The organism is Alphaproteobacteria bacterium (assembly GCA_020638555.1).
GTDB lineage: Bacteria > Pseudomonadota > Alphaproteobacteria > Bin95 > Bin95 > JACKII01.
Map to the genome: position 1 here is coordinate 17582 of JACKII010000001.1, position 15852 is coordinate 33433.

Here is a 15852-nt window from a genome sequence, read left to right on the forward strand (position 1 = left end):
ACGGGACCGGAGTGAGCCTCCCCTATTGATTTGGTCCACCGTACTGTTCAGGAAAACGAGGGGAGCGGCTCACAACGCTCGTCGCTGGACTTCATGTCGGACCAGTTCGCCATGTGCCGGCGATTCCGGGTGCTGAACATCGTTGACGATCACACCCGCGAGTGTCCGGGCCAGATCGTGGACTTCTCGATCTCCGGTGAGCGTCTGGCCCACTATCTAGACGACCTGGCGCTCATTTCACGGGCTGCCGGAAGAGATCGTGCTAGACAATGGCCCGGAGGGCACGTCGAAGGCCATGTTCGACTGGTCGGAGCGGACCGGCGTCGCCTTGCGTTTCATCAAACCGGGCAAGCCGGTGCAGAACGCCTTCATCGAGAGCTTTAAATGGCCGGTTCCGAGATGAGTGCCGGAACCAGCACTGGTGTGGATCAGCATGCAATTTTGGCTCTGACTCAATTCTGATGCATCTGCGGCAGATGTTGCAACTTTCCAGGGAGGCGTAACAGCATGTTGACGAAGGCGAGGTTTGGCGATGCGGCGCCGGCGGGATTGAGGATCGAGAGCGTCGAGGCGGGCGGGGACGTCGTTCGGTTGGTCGCGCGGCTACGGCTGGCATCGGCTGCCTGTCCGGATTGCGGCGTGTCCTCCCGCTCGGCGCATAGTCATTACGAGCGCCGCCTTGCCGATCTGCCGGCGCACGGGCGGCATGTGCGTCTGCGGGTTCGGATCCGGCGCTTTCGCTGCCTCTCCCCGCGCTGCGCTCGGAAGATCTTCGCCGAACGCCTCGATCCTTCGGTCGCCCGGCGATTTGGCCGGCGTATGGAACGGCACGAGGGCATCGTGCGCCACATCGGTCTCGTGCTTGGCGGCCGTCCGGGGGAGCGCACCGCCTCGCGGTTGCTTATTCCGGCGAGCAAAGACACGCTTCTCCGTGTCGTCCGCCGTGGCGCGGCGCCGAAACGCAACCTGCCGCGCGTGATCGGGATCGACGACTGGGCGTGGCGCAAGGGACATCGGTACGGAACCCTGATCTGCGACCTGGAGCGCCGGAAGGTGATCGACCTCTTGCCAGACCGGGAGGCCGCGACGGCCGCAGCCTGGTTGGCGGCGCGCCCTTCCATCGAGATTGTCGCTCGCGATCGCGGTGGCGGGTATGGCTCCGCCGCCCGGCAGGGGCGGCCCGAAGCGAAACAGGTCGCCGACCGCTGGCATTTGATGGAGAACGCGAGCGCCACCTTCCTCGTCGCTGTCCGTCGCCATATGGGCGAGGCGCGACGCGCGGTCGGACAGGGCCCGATCGACCCGGCGACGCTGACGGCGGCGGAACGCATCCAGTATGAGGGATGGCGCCGCCGGGTCGAAGACGGGGCTGCGGTTCTGGCACTCCATGGTAGGGGCGGGCCATCCCATAATCACGATTTGCCGCCTCTGAAAATCCCCTCAACGACTCCCTCTGATAAGAAAGCTCCCTAGGCCGTCGACTCATAAACGCGCAATCGGATGCGGATGGCCGCGAGCTTGATCATGGCGAGGTAAGTTGAGCCGAGCTTGTCGTAGCGGGTTGCGATACGACGGAAATATTTGAGTTTGTTGAAGAAGCGCTCGATGAGGTTACGCTCCCGGTACAAGGCAGGGCTAAAGCAAATGGGGTGTTTCCGGTTCGACCTGGCGGGAATATTGGCCCAGGCTCCAGCAGCGTACAGCGTCTCCCGTATCCAGTCGGCATCGTAGGCTTTGTCGGCCAGTAGCATCTCGCCGGAATCGATGGCGGATAGCAGATCCTCTGCCGCCCTGGCGTCATGCATTTGGCCGGGCGAAATCGCGAGGCGCACCGGCAGGCCACGGCCATCGACTACAGCATGGATTTTCGTTGTAAGACCACCCCGGCTTCGTCCGAGACAACGATCTGGGTGGCTTTTTTTAACGTCGCTGCCGAGTGATGGACGCGGACACTTGTGCCGTCGATCATCTTGATGCCGTCACCATAAGCATCTGTGATCGCGTCCATAATCTGGTCCCAGATGCCCGCCTTGGTCCAGCGGCGGAAACGGTTGTAGCAGGTCGTAACCGGGCCGTAGCGCTCCGGAAGGTCGGCCCAGGGCGCACCGGAGCGCAAGACCCAGAATATGCCGTTCAAAACGCGCCGGTCATCGACACGGGGAACACCGCGGGACTTCTGGGGCAGAACCGGCTGAATGACCGACCACTCGGCATCCGTGAGATCGTAGCGTGCCATGGACAATCCTCCTCCAGCACGCTTGAATCCGATTTGTCCACCTTTGGGAATCCCCAATGGCCGTTTATGAGTGCACGGCCTAATTTCCAGCATTCGATTTACGGAAGTTGTGCCAGTTATTATTTCAAATTGGGTCTTATCTTGTCAATATATGTGGCTTTATCTACACCTATGTGTTGCAGAAATGTCCTGAAAACCCTGACACTAACTGGATCTCGGCAAGGTAAGATGAAGGCGCGACGGTCCGGTCCGGTCCATTTCTCGTGACTCCCCTTACCACTCTTTGGGTCTTTCACATGTTCGAAATACCTCAAAGCTTCTTCCAGTTCTCGTCGTGCTGGCACATTGAAGTGAGCTGGCTGGCTAAGTAAGTGATCGGCAATTACCCCTCGGCCAACAAAACGGATCGGAATATCGATTGATTGGAAGTCAAAGGGCAATGCGCCAACAAGCAGGCTCTCCAAGGGCAATCCAACAACCCGAGGTCGCGATTGTATCCGTCCTTGAACGAGTTGAGTGGTTAGGGTGCGCCAATTGGAAAGATCCTCGCCTTTTCGCCAGTCACGGTACCCCGGCGGCGATAAATCAAGGACGTTTTCAACGGTTTGTTCGAGATTTCCGATCAGCCCCCCAGGCCAATTATCAATATGTTCTTGCACACCCTCAGATTTGAACCACTCCCAAGAACTCCAATTTGCCAGGGCCTCTTCCAGCCAATCTGGCGTGCCCCGAACGACATCATATACATCGCTGAAATATCGGCGATAACGCGGCTGGAGGGCAGCCAGTTCAAGCCAACTTGCTGCCGCATCGACGCGAGCATGGAACAGCTCGTGTGCCATCACAAGACCAAAGGCCAAAAATGCGGATATTTCATGCAATTTTTTTACATGAATATTTCCCAACTCCCTGAGTATATTATGCGATAAATCATCAAGTTTTGCAGCATCAAAGTAGATGCCCCACGTGTTTTCCGACCAAACATGGTAAGATTGATACCACGCTATCGCCTCGAAACCTCTGTCACGAAGACCCGACCGAAGCGGTTCTGTTCGCGCGTCATCATCTGACGGATCAAGCTCGATATCGCCAAAAATGCCGTTTAGCTCGTTAATGCCCTTCGGGTCGACAGTCGCAGAAAAGGTTGTGATCGAAAAATCGAAGTCTGGGCGTCCTAGGGCAGACGAGCGAGGTTTAGCAAATGCTTTAGGCAGAAGTTTTTGAACCGTGGCCCTTATTTCTGGATAGGACGGCGGGCCTGAATATGGCTGCCACACCAAGAGCCCAAGAGCCTCTTTGTGCGGCCTTCCTGGAAGTATTCCGCTGTACGTTCCGTCACGAGACGGCGCCCAGGTGCTCGCAGTTATGGCTTGGATCGCCCGACGCTCGATTGTGTTGATCGCCGCTGTTCCAACTCTAAATGCAGTACCTTTCGGAAGGAGTGGCAACAATTCAGCTGTATTTAAAATGGGAGCCTCGCGCTTCTCTTTTATGGCTAACTCCATATCAGAAAAATTTTTGGCCGATTGCGCCTCAGGCTCCTTAAATAATGCTTCGATCTTTGATCGTTCGGACTCTATATTGGCGCGAAACACTTCATATGCAGCATGATGCTCCATCAACATTCTGTTGGATTTCTCTCTACATTCATAAGATATGAAGTCATAATGGTGGGAATTTGACGTTCCTATGGCAACTGCTATTTTCTTTTCGCTTGGCAAATGAACAGCCGCAATTAATTTTACTTCAATTAATTGGCCAATACGCGCGCTCCAATCCTTTGGCAGGAGCATTTTCGGATTTTTCACTGACTTTTCTAATTCTATTTCCAGAGATTTATTTTCGTTAAATGACTTTTTTATAACGAAGTCTATATCTGCATTTGATTTTAGAGGTCTCGAGATTTCGACATATTGGGCGCCGCCTGCAATAAATCTTAAGATACCTTGATCATTTTCTGAAACAAGGATGACGGAAATATCGTCTCCGACGGCAAACGCGATGTCAAAATCAAGCATATTTTGCATTCATACTCTCCGTTGTTCATTCAATAAGCCAGATTTTTTCCAGTCCTGAGGACAGATCGGCCAGATCAAACCGATCTGCCCAAGTACAAGACACAGAGGTCAGCTACAGGATTCGTCCTTTGCGTTCGCACATCGGGCTATTTCGGACCCCAAATATTGCCAACCAGGAGATCGCTCCATGATTAAAACACATTAGAAGACTTTACGACTCGAGGGGGCCGTCGGTTAGCCCGTACGATCCGTGAGGGCAACATGATTGTATCTTTTGAATTTGGCAGAGCGACACCGGTCTTCTCTTTATGAAGTTGAGCCACCGATTTTACCTTCGATAGGGCATCGCCACCTTTGAGAGCATTTTGATCGTTCCCATAATATTCGAACCAGGGCAAACCAGCATGTGTGTATGTTTCAGCCGTTGGTGGTTCTTTAAGAGCAGGTTCGCCGGTAACGGTCTTCCAGTCTTTGGCATGAGTCAAGCTATTGAGAAGCAGGCAAGAGGCTCCCCGCCGGACGAGCGGGTCCGATTACGCCAAGCCGGAGCTCAGCCGCTATTGGACGATCTGGAGACCTGGCTGACTGCGCAGTTGCGCCGGATCTCCGGCAAGTCCCCCCTGGCGCAGGCTATCCGCTATGCGCTCACCCGGATCAAGCGGTTGCGGCCCTATCTCGGCCACGGCTTCCTGAAGATCGACAACAACGCGGCCGAGCGCAGCATCCGGGCAATCGCTCTTGGCCGAAAAAATTGGCTGTTCGCCGGCTCCGAGCGCGGCGGCCGATCGGCGGCTACCGCCTACACGCTGATCGAAACCGCAAAGCTGAACGGCATTGACCCGCAGGCTTGGCTGACCGACGTTCTCGGCTGCATCGCCGATCACAAGATCAACCGCATCGACGAACTCCTGCCCTGGAACATCGCGAGATGACTGCTGCTGCCCGCCTGCGTGTCACCCTCCTTGACCTCAATCCGGCCCCCTGGCGCACAATCGAGGTGCCGCTTTCGATCTCCTTCAAGGGATTGCACGACGCGATCCAGGCCGCATTCGGTTGGTTCGACATGCATCTCTGGGAGTTCGACTTCAATGGCCGAGCCTATGGCCCGCCGATCGAGATCGATCTCGACGGAGGGCGCATCTACAACGCCTCTAACGCCCACCTCACCAAACTTCGTACAGCCGAGGCCGAGTCATTCCTCTACACCTACGATATGGGAGATGATTGGGTCCATCAGGTTGACGTTGTCGCCCTCTTTGAGGCCAAGCCGGACACACCGTTGCCGCGCTTCATCGAAGGCGAGTGGCGTGCACCGCCAGAGGATGTCGGAGGATCGTCCGGCTTCGAACACTTTCTCGACGCCATCTCCGATCCCGACCATGAGGATCACGACGATCTGATGGATTGGCATGGCGGACCGTTCGATCCCACTGACATCGACGAGGACACGGTCCACGCTCAATTCAAACGCCTCGCCAAAAAGCGCCGCAGCAAGACCTGACCTGAGCAGCAAGGCGGGTCAGGCCACACGCTTACGGTCTATGTCCCTTTCCGTGAACAATTGAGAATTCCTCAACAGTTGGAGCGCCAAGGCACCCGCCCCTACTCCAGCCGCAGCCGCTTCTTGAACGCCGCCTCGGCCTGGGCGGCCGTCGCGCGGTGATAGCGGGAGAGGATGGAATAGACGCTTTGCAGCGTGTGCCCGGTGACGCTGGCGATCTGCGGGACGGAGACGCCGGCGTCCGCCATCTCGCAAACCGCCGTGTGCCGCAGCAACTGGAACCGCAGGTGCGCGCAGTCCGGCCGGTCCTTCGCCGCCTCGCGCCGCACCGCCTCTCCTGCGACACGCCCTCTTGAAGCGCGAACGGACACCTGCTACCACCGCCGCCGCATAGCCCGGATGGTGGAACGGTAGACACACCAGACTTAAAATCTGGGTCCTTCGGGAGTGCGAGTTCGAATCTCGCTCCGGGTACCACGTCACCAGCGACATGACACGGTGACATGAAGAAACGATCCAGCGCCAGACTGGAAATCGGCCTGGCCCGATGCGGGTGCCGATCCGCAGCGCCTCGCGCGCAGCCGCTACGCCACCAGCCACCAAATGCCGCCGGCCCAGATGGCCAGGGACAGCAATGCCGCCCCCACCAGACCCCACGACCCGCTGGGACGGTGACGGCGGGCCGGGCGCCGCAGATGCGCCGGGCGATCCGCATGGAAACGCTCGACCAGATGGGCGGTTTCCCACTGATACAGATCGGCTTTCCGCACGAGCCCACTTTCCATCGCACCCGGCCTCCCGTCTTGCGCGAGAAATACAACCGTAGATTACGATGGGTGCCCGTTCAAGCGCTTCCGATGACCGAGACGTCAAAAACAATCGGAATCATAACATCTTACGATTGCGGGTTTGACGCTTCGCTCCGCCCCGACCGCAGCCGAAGAAGCCGATACTATATTATGCAGTCAGGTCGGCACGGCCCTCGGGGCATCAGAACGGGTCGTCGTTGCCGAAATACTGTCGTTTGAGCGCGCGCCAGTCCGAACTGCCGATAATCTTGAGGATTTCGGTGTTGATGGGTTCGCGCAACGCGCTGTCCTTCGCGATGGCGAAGCCGTAATCGTCGCGAATCAAGCGCGTGTTGTCGACGGCAATGTCATCGAACTCCTGTTGCGTCCAGTATTTCAGGATCGGCGCATCGTAGACGACGACATCGGCCGTGCCGTGCTCGACCGCCCGGATCGCCTCCGGCAGCGACGGATAGGTGAGCATGCGCCCGCCTTGGTGCCGCACATAGGCGGCCGCGCTGCTCTGCTCGACGGTTGCAACCACCAGGGCCGAGATGGGCTTGGTGCGCATGCCGTCATTCGCAAGCCGGTTGGCCGTGAGCGAGGCCGCGATCGCGGCGGTAAAACTCGCGACGATGATCAGGCTGAGGAACATCCAGACCAGACCGACAACCCGCCCGCCGACCGTTTTCGGCGCCTTGTCGCCATAGCCGACGGTGGTCATGGTCACCGCCGACCACCAGAGCCCGGCGCCGAGCCCCCGTGCGACGCCGCCGCCGCCGAACTGCTCCGGGTTGGCCTTGCGCTCGAACAGCCAGACCAGGGCGCCGGCAACCAGCAGGACCAGAAGCAGGGAGCCGACGGCGCTCAAGAATCCCATGGAGACGAAGGCGCGCAACATAGCCAGCCAGCCGCTGCCGCCCTCGCGATACCCGCGCGCCAGGCCGGAAATATAATAGGGATGCGAGAATTCGACGATTGCCTCGCGCTCGGCCGTGATCGAAAGCGAGGTGATGGCGATGTCGACGGTGCCGTCGGCCACGGCCGCAATGGTTTTCGCCAGCGGCACCTCGACCCATTCATACTGCCAGCCAAGGTCTTGGGCCATCGTTTGCCAGAGCGCAACCGAAAGCCCTTGCCACTCCCCATCGGCATTTTTCGAGGCGAAGGGCGGCGACTGGCGGACCGCGACCTTGAGCGGCGCCGTCACTGCCGGGGATTCGGCGGCGGTCCGAGCCGTTGCGGTTTGCGCGCCGGCCGGCATGGCCGCCAGGACCAGGCCGACCAGAACGAGGACAGGGACCATGACCCGCAGGATTTCGGCCTGCAATCGACGATAGAGCATACTGTTCCCGACTGTTCGCAATCCCTGACCAAGGCAATTCCCGCGGCCCCCACCAGCCCATCCCGAAAGCCGGGATGCGGGCGGCGATGCCGTCAAACCCCAAATACCACAATGCCGTCCGAACGCCTAACGCCAACAGGGCGGACGGGCCGCACTGTCTCCTGCCGGAAGACCCCGACCGTCACCGATAGTTGCGCGACATCAATTGTATTCACGAAAATCCATGATACTAAGGATTTTATGAAATTTTCGCATATATAGCAGGGTAACGACATATGTTGCGTGTTCGCTCCGACATCGGTTCGGGTGTGGCGGTCGTGGTTGCGGCCAATATCATCGTGTCGGCGCATGCGGAGCCGATCATGGTGGGACCATTGGCCGTCACTGCGGCGGTCTCGGTCGCCGAAGAGTACTCGGACAATATTTTCGATACCGAGAATGACCGGATCGACGATCTGATCACGATCATCCAGCCCTCGCTGGGCCTCGGTTTCGAGGGGGAACGGGGCAAGGGCAGCGTCGGTGCGGACCTGGAAATCGGCCGCTTTGCCAGCCACACCAGCGAGAATTACGAGGACCTCACCCTGCGCGCTGCCGGGGAAGTGCGGGTTCTGCCGACGATCAAGCTGTTCGGTGGCGGCGACTATGCCTGGGAACACGAGGACCGCTCGTCGCCCGATGACGTGAACGGAATCGAGCCCACCCAATACCAGGAAGGCAGCGCGTATCTGGGGGCGCTCGGCGAGTTCGGGCAATGGACCGTCCGGGTCGGCGGCAATCTGCGCCGGTTCGATTTCCGCGACGTCGCGTCCACCACCGGGACGATCAACAACGATGACCGGGACCGGCTGGAAACGGAAGTCGGCGGCCGAGTCGGCTACAAGCTGGACCCGACGACGGAGGTGTTCGGTCAGGGCATTTACGACAACCGCGCCTATCGCGCCGACCGGGACGATGCCTTGTACCAGCGCGATTCCGATGGCTTCCAGCTGGGCGTCGGGGTCAAGGGGCGGCGCGGTCCGGTCAGCGGCGAGATCAAGCTGGGCGTGCTGCACCAGACCTATGACGACGCGCGCTTCGATTCCGTCACCACGCTGGATCTGGACGCGGACCTGCGCTGGCTCGTGAACCGCGACATGATCGTCGCCGGCAGCCTGGCGCGCTCGATCAACGAGACGACGCTGGCCGGCGCGTCCTCCTATACCGACACCACCGCCGGCGTGGCCCTGAACCACCGCGTGGCGCCGGACGTGTTCGCCAACGCCTATTTCAGCCTGAGCGAAAATGCCTACAACGGCGTGGATCGGACGGACTATCTGGCGTTTGCCGGGTTCGGCCTGCAATATTTCTTCCTGCCGCACGTCTATGTCGGCGCCGAGTACAATTATGCGCAGCGGCTGTCGGATGCCTCCGGCGTGCAATACGACAGCCACAGTGCGCTGCTTCGCGTCGGTGCGCAGCTCGACCGGGCCTTCCCCGAAGGGGCGCCGACCGCGAAATTGACCGGCCGTGGCTTCTATGTGGGAGCCTATGCCGCCGACGGCGGATTGGAAACGCGGGTGGATGGCCCGCGCGGCGGCCCCGGTGGGCCCGGCGGCCCTGGCGGCCCGACCGCGGGCAATCTGACCGCAGGCTTCGGCGACCACGGCATCGCCGGCGGCGTGCTGGGCGGCTACCGCATCGAACTGGCGGATTTTGTCGTCGGCGCCGAACTCGACCTGCAGATTGCCGACCCGGAATGGAACCATACGGCCAACCGCACCTATGGGGTGAGCAAGGACAACCAGGTGGGCCTGAGCCTGATCGCCGGGCACAAGGTGCGGGGCGACGCCCTGCTCTATGCGCGCGCCGGCGTGGAATCGACCGCGTTCGACAGCACCTACCGGCGCGGCGGCAACCGGACGGCGCTGGACGACCGGCAGTTGGGGTTGAGCCTCGGGCTTGGCACCGAATTCCCCATCGCCGGCGGGTTCTCCGCCCGCATGGAGTATGTGGTCACCGCCTACGAAGACTACCGCATCGGGGCACCGCTGGGCAGCGATGACGACAACTTCGCCAATGTCGAGAACCAGGCGCGCCTCGGGCTGATCTACCGGTTCGGCGCCAAGCCGGCCGCAGAGGCACCGGCGCCGTTCGATTTCAACGGCCTGTATGTGGGCGCGCAGGGCGGTCACGGCATGCTGGCGACCGACAATTCCGGCCCGCGCCAGGACAGCAACGGGCCGGACTTCGTCCTCGATGCGACCCGCGCCGGCCAGGGCTTCACCGGCGGCGTCTTCGCCGGCTACGGGCACCGTTTCGGCTCGCTGTTCGCGGCGGCGGAGGCGGAGGCCGAACTGTCGAACGTCGATTGGAATATCGAACGCGATCCGAACGGCCGCATTTATTCGGCGGAGAAAAACTGGACCGTCGGCCTGAGCGCGCGCGGCGGCTACATCCTGAACGACTCGGTGCTGCTCTATGGCCGGGTCGGCGTCGTCGGCTCCGGGTTCCGGACGGACTACAGCGTCGGCTCCGACCGGGTCAGCCGGGACAAGGTGCTGGCCGGCGTGCGGTTCGGCGGCGGGGTGGAGGTGGCGATCGCCGACGCGACCACCGTCCGGATGGATTACACCCGCACCGAATACGGCTCCTACACCCTGGACTACACATCCGGGACCGACAGCTTCGACCACAGCGAAAACCTGTTCCGGGTCGGCATCACGCAGCGGTTTTGAGGGGGAGGCCGGTTGGCGTGGACGGGTTTGCAGATCTGTCGCGCCCGTTACTCCAATAGGGAAATATCAAACTGTCGCACGACTTGGCTGGCTTGATTTAAATCAAGGAAATGCAACTTTATGCATGTAAATTGAATATTAGCTCTGGTTGGAGGTCCACGGGTCCGTGTGGTTGCGGATCCGCGTATTCGGCACAAAGGAAAGCGAAATGAGCATGGGTGCAACGAAGAAAGCCCGTTGGGCTTCGTCTTGGCGCTCCGGGTGTGCGGTTGCGGCACTGGGATTGGCACTGGCCGCGGCGCCGGTGGGCGCGGTGCTGGCTGCCGGCCAGGGAGCCGGCGCGCAACAGGGCGGTGGCCATGGCGCGGCCGGCAAGGGCATGAGCGGTCAGAAGGGCAAAGGCTCCGACCAGATGACCCACGGCAAGGGCGGCAAGAGCCTGAGCGACATTTTCCGTGAAGTTACGGGAGAAGAGGACGACTCGGATCGGCCGTCATGGGCCGGGACGCCGGGCGGCAAGGATGGCGCCGGTGGCGGCAAGCCCTCGATCGCCAGTTCGAAGCGCGGCGACCTGTTCGGCGACCTGTGGGTGATCCTGCGCGATTCGAACGGCGTGCCGATCCTCACGCCCGAAGGGTTCGTGCAGCCGCTCGACGCCAATGGCGACCCGATCCCGCTCGACGCCGAAGGCGCGCCGGTCGACGAGTCGCTGGTGGTGGAGGTCGAACTCGGCCGCCTGAATGTCGGCCGCGCGCCGACCCAGGTGCTGGACCGCCGCGCCGACGAGGTGGTGGCGCTCCTGAACAGCGCGACCGATATCGCGCTCGATCCCGCCGGCCGGCTGGTCCTGACGGTGGATGGCGTTGCGCAGACGATCGATTCGCCGCTGGAAAATCTGGCGATCTATGTGGCGCTGATGACCACCGGCTCGATCCCGGACGTGAGCGACCTGCCGGGCGATGCGTTCGACTTCATGGTCGATGGCCAATTCACCATCAAGGATGTCGAGGCGGCGGCCGCGTTCCTGGCGGCGGCAACCGACAAGAGCAGCGCCTTCACCTCCGATGAAATCGCCTACATCAACGCTTTCCTGGACATCAACACGAAGAAGGTCGGTGACGTCGTCTACACCGACATGAACTTCAGCACCTTCACCTATGACCGGTCCACCACCTTTGACGGCGTGACAGCGGTGGTGCTGATCGAACAGGCGGACGGCTCGTTCAAGCCGACCGAGGTCGACATCTACGAGGCGGTGTTCGCCGACGTCAACGCCACCGCATCGGGCTCGCTGGACGCCTTCACCCAGGCGGCGGACGATGCCCGCCTGGTGATCGACTATCTGCACGAGTACGCGGTGCCGGTGTCGCAGTAACCCCGCGCGTCGCACGGGCACGGAGCCGCTTGGCTTCGTGCCCGGCGGCGGTTTTACGGACTTTTCTTCCTGCCAGGGATCGTTTTGCCATGACCGGTTATGTCTCCCGACGCGCCCTGATCCTGGCCGGCGCCGGCCTTTTGGGCGCTGCCGTCGCGGCGCCGTCCGCAATGGCGCAGAACCACACCTCCGGCGGCGGCGGACATGGCGGCGGGGCCGGACGCGGTGGGGCCGGACGCGGCGGCACGGGCGGCAGCCCTTCCGGCGGCCACGACTCGGACACCCACACGGGCGAAGAACACACCGACGAGGGCCATACCGAGGGCGACCACGCCGACAAGATCGACGAAGGCGGCAAGGGCAAGGGGCCGAAATACCGGGGCGGCCGCGACGTCAGCCACCCGTCCGAGCGCATGGGGCATTCGCTCGAAGACCGGGTGTTGCGCAAGGAATAGGCCGGGACCGCCTCCGGCGAGGCGAGTCAGGCGGCGGGGGCCTTGGGGCTGGCGGCGGCGCAACCGGCCCTACATGGTCGCGCCGATCTGCCAGGGGATGAACTCCGCGTCGCCGAAGCCCTGGGCCTCGCTCTTGGTCTGGGCGCCGGAGGCGACCTCCATCCAGCGGGCGAAGATTTCCTCGCCCACCTCCTGCACGGTCTTTTCGCCGTCGGCGATGGTGCCGCAATTGACGTCCATGTCCTCTTCGATGTGCCGGTACATGGCCGTGTTCGTGGCGAGTTTCAGGCTCGGCACCGGCTTGTTGCCATAGACGCTGCCGCGGCCGGTGGTGAAGGTCACCAGATTGGCGCCGCTCGCCACCTGGCCGGTGATCGAGGTCGGATCGTAACCGGGCGAGTCCATGAAGACGAAGCCCTTGGCCGTCGCCGGCTCGCCGTATTTGTAGACGCCGGTCAGGTTGGTGGTGCCGCCCTTGGCCGCCGCGCCCAGCGACTTCTCCAGGATGGTGGTGAGCCCGCCCGCCTTGTTGCCGGGCGAGGGGTTGTTGTTCATCTCGCCGCCATTGCGCTCGCAATAATCCTCCCACCAGCGGATGCGCTCGATCAGCCGGTTCGCCACTTCCTCGGAGACGGCGCGGCGGGTGAGCAGGTGTTCGGCGCCATAGATTTCCGGCGTCTCCGCCAAAATGCCCTGGCCGCCATGGCGCACCAGAATGTCGGTGGCGGCGCCCAGCGCCGGGTTGGCGGTGATGCCGGAATAGCCGTCGGAGCCGCCGCATTGCAGCGCCACCGACAGGTGCGAGGCATCGACGGTCTCGCGCCTTGCCTTGTCGGCCTCCGGCGCCATCTCCTCCAGCATGGCCTTGCCCCAGTCCACCGTCTTGCGGGTGCCGCCGGCGTTCTGGATGTTCATGGTCTGGAAGGTGGGGCCGCGCTCGATGCCATAGGCCTCCAGCAGGAAGTCGATCTGGTTCACCTCGCAGCCAAGGCCGACCATCAGCACGCCGCCGAAATTCGGGTGGCGGGCATGGCCCCAGAGCACCCGTTGCAGATTGTCATAGCCCTCGCCCGCGCCGGCCATGCCGCAGCCGGTGGAGTGGGTCAGCGCCACGACGCCGTCGATATGGGGGAAGCGCTCCCGGAAGTCCGGCGTCTGCACCGCCTGGGCGATGAAGCGGGCCGCACTGGCCGAGCAGTTGACGCTGGTCAGCACGCCCAGATAGTTGCGCGTGCCGACCCGGCCGTTGGCGCGCCTGTAGCCCTGGAAGGTGGCGCGCTCGTGCGCGGCCAGGAAATTCACCTCGCGCGCGTCCTGGCCGATGGCGTAGTCGCGGGCGAAATCGGCCATGGCACAGTTGTGCTCGTGCACATGGTCGCCGGGCGCGATTGCCCGCGAGGCGAAGCCGATGATCTGGTTGTATTTGCGCACCGGCTCGCCCTCGGCAATCGCCACGGTCGCGATCTTGTGGCCGGCGGGCACCGCGGCGCCGGTGGTGACCGCCTCGACCGGAGTGCCGGGCAGGATGTCGGCACGGGCGACGACGACATTGTCGGCGGCGTTCAGGCGCAGGAAGATCGGCGGGGTGGCGGACAGAGCGGTAGACATGGCGGTGTTCTCCCAGAACATGCCGGACGCCGCGCGGCGCGGCGACCGGTGAGGCTTATCGTTTCGCACGCGGATTTTAGCACGCCGCCGCACGGCCGGTTCGATTTTGCCGCCATGCGAACACGGGCTGCGCCGATATGTTGCGTTGCAACGTAAGGACGGACTGATAGCCTGACCAACTTATTGGCTTTTCGGACATATTTCCAGAAAATCGCCGGTCGGGATGCGGCCCGGGATATGTCGCGCCGCAACAAACCCCATTCCCCGCGCTTCGAACGGCTGCCCGTCCGGGTGGCGATGGAGAGTGATTCTTGCAATCGGATGTCCTGTTCGCCCTCAAGACGGAATGGCTGGGCAATATCCGCGGCGATGTCCTGTCGGGGCTGGTCGTGGCGCTGGCCCTGATCCCGGAGGCGATCGCGTTCTCCATCATTGCCGGGGTCGATCCGAAGATTGGCCTCTATGCGTCGTTTTCCATCGCGGTCGTGACCGCCATTGTCGGCGGCCGGCCCGGCATGATCTCCGCCGCGACGGCGGCGACGGCGGTGCTGATGGTGACGCTGGTGCGCGACCACGGCCTGCAATACCTGCTGGCGGCGACGGTGCTGGCCGGTGTGCTCCAGATCGCCGCCGGCGCCCTCAGGCTCGGCAATCTGATGCGCTTCGTCTCGCGCTCGGTGATGACCGGGTTCGTCAACGCGCTGGCGATCCTGATCTTCATGGCCCAGCTGCCGGAACTGATCGGCGTTCCCTGGCTCACCTATGTCATGGTGGCCGCCGGACTGGCGATCATCTACCTGTTCCCGCGCCTGACCAAGGCGGTGCCCTCGCCGCTGATCTGCATTCTGGTGCTGACCGCGGCGGCAATGGGCCTGGGGCTCGACCTGCGCACGGTCGGCGACATGGGCGAACTGCCCTCGACGCTGCCGGTGTTTCTGATCCCGGACATTCCGTGGACGCTGGAGACCCTGCTGATCGTCCTGCCCTATTCGGTGGCGGTGGCGGCGGTGGGCCTGCTCGAGTCGCTGATGACCGCCTCCATCGTCGACGACCTGACGGACACGCCCAGCAACAAGAACCGGGAATGCGTCGGCCAGGGCATCGCCAACGCGGCGACCGGCTTTATCGGCGGCATGGCCGGCTGCGCGATGATCGGCCAGTCGATGATCAACGTGAAGTCGGGCGGCCGCGGCCGGCTTTCGACCTTTTGCGCCGGTGTGTTTCTGCTGTTCCTGATCGTCGTGCTGGGGGATTGGGTCAAATCCATCCCCATGGCGGCCCTGGTGGCGATCATGATCATGGTCTCCATCGGCACGTTCAGTTGGTCCTCCATCAAGGCGATGCGCACGCATCCGCGCAGTTCCAGCGTGGTCATGCTGGCGACCGTGATCGGCGTCATCGCCACCCACAACCTGGCCATCGGCGTCGCCATCGGCGTGCTGCTCTCCGGCCTGTTCTTCGCCTGGAAGATCGCGCAGATATTCCGGGTGACGTCCGCGCTGTCGGCGGACGGCCGCACGCGGCGCTACAGCGTCGAGGGCCAGTTGTTCTTCGCCTCGGTCGAGGCGTTCAACCGGGCGTTCGACTTCCGCGAGGCGCTGGAGCGGGTGGTCATCGACGTCAGCCGGGCGCATATCTGGGACGTGTCCAGCGTTGCCGCGCTCGACATGGTCGTGTTGAAATTCCGCCGCGAAGGCGCGGACGTGGAGATTGTCGGCCTGAACCGCGCCAGCGAAACCCTGGTGGACAAGCTGGCGATCCACGACGAACCGGGCGCGCTCGATCGGCTGATGGGCCATTGAGGATGAG

The 15852-nt window shown here is 62.3% G+C and carries 14 protein-coding genes and 1 tRNA gene; 9 read left to right on the forward strand and 6 right to left on the reverse strand.

The window, feature by feature from the left end:
- Nucleotides 1-259: 259 nt before the first annotated feature.
- Both H6844_00110 and H6844_00115 read left to right on the forward strand, forming a co-directional pair.
- Entirely contained in the window at nucleotides 260-403 is a 144-nt protein-coding gene (locus H6844_00110; protein MCB9927808.1) for a hypothetical protein, read from the forward strand.
- A 104-nt stretch (nucleotides 404-507) separates the two neighbouring features.
- Nucleotides 508-1473, forward strand: coding sequence for an ISL3 family transposase (locus H6844_00115; GenBank protein MCB9927809.1), 966 nt, complete (start codon nucleotides 508-510; stop codon nucleotides 1471-1473).
- Here H6844_00115 and H6844_00120 read toward each other — a convergent pair.
- Both H6844_00120 and H6844_00125 read right to left on the reverse strand, forming a co-directional pair.
- Nucleotides 1470-2236 (reverse strand): IS5 family transposase gene (locus H6844_00120; protein MCB9927810.1). Its coding sequence is split into 2 segments (ribosomal slippage): nucleotides 1470-1921 and nucleotides 1921-2236, totalling 768 coding nucleotides; the frame shifts between segments, so codons are not numbered across the junction. The two genes, H6844_00115 and H6844_00120, sit on opposite strands and share 4 nt — an antisense overlap.
- Nucleotides 2237-2355: 119 nt before the next feature.
- Entirely contained in the window at nucleotides 2356-4263 is a 1908-nt protein-coding gene (locus H6844_00125; GenBank protein MCB9927811.1) for a hypothetical protein, read from the reverse strand.
- Nucleotides 4264-4730: 467 nt separating this feature from the next.
- Between H6844_00125 and H6844_00130 the strand changes: the two genes are divergently transcribed.
- Nucleotides 4731-5186 carry a transposase gene (locus tag H6844_00130; protein MCB9927812.1) on the forward strand — a complete coding sequence of 152 codons (456 nt, stop codon included), beginning with the start codon at nucleotides 4731-4733 and terminating at the stop codon, nucleotides 5184-5186.
- Nucleotides 5183-5755 carry a plasmid pRiA4b ORF-3 family protein gene (locus H6844_00135; protein ID MCB9927813.1) on the forward strand — a complete coding sequence of 191 codons (573 nt, stop codon included), beginning with the start codon at nucleotides 5183-5185 and terminating at the stop codon, nucleotides 5753-5755. The genes H6844_00130 and H6844_00135 overlap by 4 nt, the downstream gene beginning before the upstream one ends.
- Nucleotides 5756-5856: 101 nt before the next feature.
- Here the strand turns inward: H6844_00135 and H6844_00140 are convergent, their stop codons facing one another.
- On the reverse strand, nucleotides 5857-6084 hold the full coding sequence (locus H6844_00140; protein ID MCB9927814.1) for a hypothetical protein: 228 nt from the start codon (nucleotides 6082-6084) through the stop codon (nucleotides 5857-5859).
- Nucleotides 6085-6148: 64 nt separating this feature from the next.
- On the opposite strand from H6844_00140, the gene H6844_00145 reads away from it, so the two are divergent.
- A tRNA-Leu gene (locus tag H6844_00145) sits at nucleotides 6149-6232 on the forward strand.
- 107 nt (nucleotides 6233-6339) lie between these two features.
- On the opposite strand, the gene H6844_00150 is transcribed toward H6844_00145, so the two are convergent.
- Nucleotides 6340-6525, reverse strand: a complete 186-nt coding sequence (locus H6844_00150) for a hypothetical protein (GenBank protein MCB9927815.1) — start codon at nucleotides 6523-6525, stop codon at nucleotides 6340-6342.
- Between the two features lie 220 nt (nucleotides 6526-6745).
- Entirely contained in the window at nucleotides 6746-7888 is a 1143-nt protein-coding gene (locus H6844_00155) for a transporter substrate-binding domain-containing protein (GenBank protein ID MCB9927816.1), read from the reverse strand.
- Between the two features lie 275 nt (nucleotides 7889-8163).
- Between H6844_00155 and H6844_00160 the strand changes: the two genes are divergently transcribed.
- The 3 genes from H6844_00160 to H6844_00170 all read left to right on the forward strand — a co-directional run bounded on the left by H6844_00160 (nucleotide 8164) and on the right by H6844_00170 (nucleotide 12435).
- Nucleotides 8164-10605 carry an outer membrane beta-barrel protein gene (locus tag H6844_00160; protein MCB9927817.1) on the forward strand — a complete coding sequence of 814 codons (2442 nt, stop codon included), beginning with the start codon at nucleotides 8164-8166 and terminating at the stop codon, nucleotides 10603-10605.
- 208 nt (nucleotides 10606-10813) lie between these two features.
- Nucleotides 10814-11980: a hypothetical protein gene (locus H6844_00165; protein ID MCB9927818.1), complete on the forward strand. Its 1167-nt coding sequence runs from the start codon at nucleotides 10814-10816 to the stop codon at nucleotides 11978-11980.
- Nucleotides 11981-12069: 89 nt separating this feature from the next.
- Entirely contained in the window at nucleotides 12070-12435 is a 366-nt protein-coding gene (locus H6844_00170; GenBank protein MCB9927819.1) for a hypothetical protein, read from the forward strand.
- Between the two features lie 69 nt (nucleotides 12436-12504).
- On the opposite strand, the gene H6844_00175 is transcribed toward H6844_00170, so the two are convergent.
- The gene (locus tag H6844_00175; protein MCB9927820.1) at nucleotides 12505-14064 is read right to left on the reverse strand and encodes an altronate dehydratase; all 1560 of its coding nucleotides are present in this window, start codon (nucleotides 14062-14064) and stop codon (nucleotides 12505-12507) included.
- Between the two features lie 290 nt (nucleotides 14065-14354).
- Between H6844_00175 and H6844_00180 the strand changes: the two genes are divergently transcribed.
- On the forward strand, nucleotides 14355-15845 hold the full coding sequence (locus H6844_00180; protein MCB9927821.1) for a SulP family inorganic anion transporter: 1491 nt from the start codon (nucleotides 14355-14357) through the stop codon (nucleotides 15843-15845).
- Nucleotides 15846-15852: the final 7 nt, after the last annotated feature.